At 49.1% G+C, this 1,336-nt stretch carries 2 tRNA genes and 2 rRNA genes; all 4 read left to right on the top strand.

What is annotated here, in order from left to right:
- Window positions 1-215 (top strand): 16S ribosomal RNA (locus tag O3297_RS28725); the annotation flags it as partial.
- 100 nt (window positions 216-315) lie between these two features.
- Window positions 316-392 (top strand) — tRNA-Ile (locus tag O3297_RS28730).
- A 12-nt stretch (window positions 393-404) separates the two neighbouring features.
- A tRNA-Ala gene (locus O3297_RS28735) sits at window positions 405-480 on the top strand.
- A 250-nt stretch (window positions 481-730) separates the two neighbouring features.
- A 23S ribosomal RNA gene (locus tag O3297_RS28740) occupies window positions 731-1,336 on the top strand; the annotation flags it as partial.

Here is a 1,336-nt window from a genome sequence, read left to right on the forward strand (position 1 = left end):
CATGAAGTTGGAATCGCTAGTAATCGCGGATCAGCATGTCGCGGTGAATACGTTCCCGGGTCTTGTACACACCGCCCGTCACACCATGGGAGCGGGTTTTACCAGAAGTAGGTAGCTTAACCGCAAGGAGGGCGCTTACCACGGTAGGATTCGTGACTGGGGTGAAGTCGTAACAAGGTAGCCGTATCGGAAGGTGCGGCTGGATCACCTCCTTTCTAGAGTTTGCACGAGTCAGGTAACTGATTCACGCATCAAATGTTCACACTTATCGGCTGTTAAATGAAGAAGAAACAGTAGTCGTAGTAGTTCCGCGTTGGGGCTGTAGCTCAGCTGGTTAGAGCACCGTGTTGATAACGCGGGGGTCGTTGGTTCGAGTCCAACCAGCCCTACCAGTACAAATTCCCGGGGGATTAGCTCAGCTGGGAGAGCACCTGCTTTGCAAGCAGGGGGTCGTCGGTTCGATCCCGTCATCCTCCACCAAAGTTTTACTCGAAAGTGCAAACGTAAGCCGGTCAAATAGACCCGGGTTTAGGTTTGATCTTTTAGCGATCAAAGCTGTTTCGTTCTTTAACAATCTGGAAGAAGTAAAGATTATTTATTGATCGGTTTGCCGTAAAAGGTGAATCGATGGGTAATGATTGTATGTATCAACAAACAAGCAACAACGTTGTACTTTCTTATCCCTGTAGCGCTCTTTAGTCATGCAAATGATTAGAGGCTAACGTTATAGGGACAAGCGAATAAGTGCACATGGTGGATGCCTTGGCGATTACAGGCGATGAAGGACGTAGTAGCTTGCGATAAGCTGCGGGGAGTGAGCAAACACACTTTGATCCGCAGATTTCCGAATGGGGCAACCCACCCTTTTAGGGTATTGCATACTGAATACATAGGTATGCAAGGCGAACGCGGCGAACTGAAACATCTAAGTAGCTGCAGGAAAAGAAATCAACCGAGATTCCCAAAGTAGCGGCGAGCGAAATGGGAAGAGCCTGTACGTGATAGTCGGACCGATAACAGAATCCTCTGGAAATAGGAGCCATAGTGGGTGATAGCCCCGTATGTGAAATCGGACCGGTGGTACTAAGCGTACGACAAGTAGGGCGGGACACGTGACATCCTGTCTGAATATGGGGGGACCATCCTCCAAGGCTAAATACTCGTAATCGACCGATAGTGAACCAGTACCGTGAGGGAAAGGCGAAAAGAACCCCGGAAGGGGAGTGAAATAGATCCTGAAACCGTGTGCATACAAACAGTAGGAGCGGACTTGTTCCGTGACTGCGTACCTTTTGTATAATGGGTCAGCGACTTACATTCAGTGGCAAGGTTAACC

Origin of the sequence: Janthinobacterium sp. SUN128 (assembly GCF_030587275.1) — a bacterium.
Taxonomy (GTDB): Bacteria; Pseudomonadota; Gammaproteobacteria; order Burkholderiales; family Burkholderiaceae_D; genus Janthinobacterium; species Janthinobacterium lividum.